Genomic DNA, 489 nt, shown 5'->3' on the forward strand with positions numbered 1-489 from the left:
GAGAACTTAGTTTTTTGAATTGTGATCGTTAAAAAGAATACTTTAAATTTCATTAGATAAAACCCCTTTATAAGTTTATTAGAAAAGACGGCTGTAATAAGAAGCTTGACGTTCTTTTACTTCGTCCATAATAGTTTGAATGTGTTGCTCACGCAAAATCTCTTTCTGTGAAAGTTTACGTTTTTGAATGGTGATCGTTAAAAAGAATGCTTTAAATTTCATTAGATAAAACCCCTTTATAAGTTTATTAGAAAAGACGGCTGTAATAAGAAGCTTGACGTTCTTTTACTTCGTCCATAATAGTTTGAATGTGTTGCTCACGCAAAATCTCTTTCTGTGAAAGTTTACGTTTTTGAATGGTGATCGTTAAAAAGAATGCTTTAAATTTCATTAGATAAAACCCCTTTATAAGTTTATTAGAAAAGACGGCTGTAATAAGAAGCTTGACGCTCTTTTACTTCGTCCATAATGGATTGAATGTGTTGCTCA

4 protein-coding genes are annotated in these 489 nt (G+C 31.1%); all 4 read right to left on the bottom strand.

Annotated features, from left to right (window positions below; translation table 11 throughout):
- Window positions 1–53, bottom strand: a 53-nt coding sequence (locus tag MR083_RS28230; RefSeq protein ID WP_396022323.1) for a YrzI family small protein, incomplete at its 3' end; no start/stop codon positions are given.
- A gap of 25 nt (window positions 54–78) precedes the next feature.
- Window positions 79–222 (bottom strand): YrzI family small protein, encoded by a 144-nt coding sequence (locus MR083_RS26880; RefSeq protein WP_000668966.1) that lies wholly within the window; start codon window positions 220–222, stop codon window positions 79–81.
- A 25-nt stretch (window positions 223–247) separates the two neighbouring features.
- Window positions 248–391, bottom strand: a complete 144-nt coding sequence (locus MR083_RS26885) for a YrzI family small protein (RefSeq protein WP_000668966.1) — start codon at window positions 389–391, stop codon at window positions 248–250.
- Window positions 392–416: 25 nt separating this feature from the next.
- Window positions 417–489: YrzI family small protein (locus MR083_RS26890; protein ID WP_242270105.1), on the bottom strand; the 73-nt coding region annotated here is incomplete at its 5' end.

Source organism: Bacillus cereus group sp. BfR-BA-01408 (assembly GCF_022663305.1).
In the GTDB taxonomy this organism is placed as follows: Bacteria; Bacillota; Bacilli; order Bacillales; family Bacillaceae_G; genus Bacillus_A; species Bacillus_A pacificus.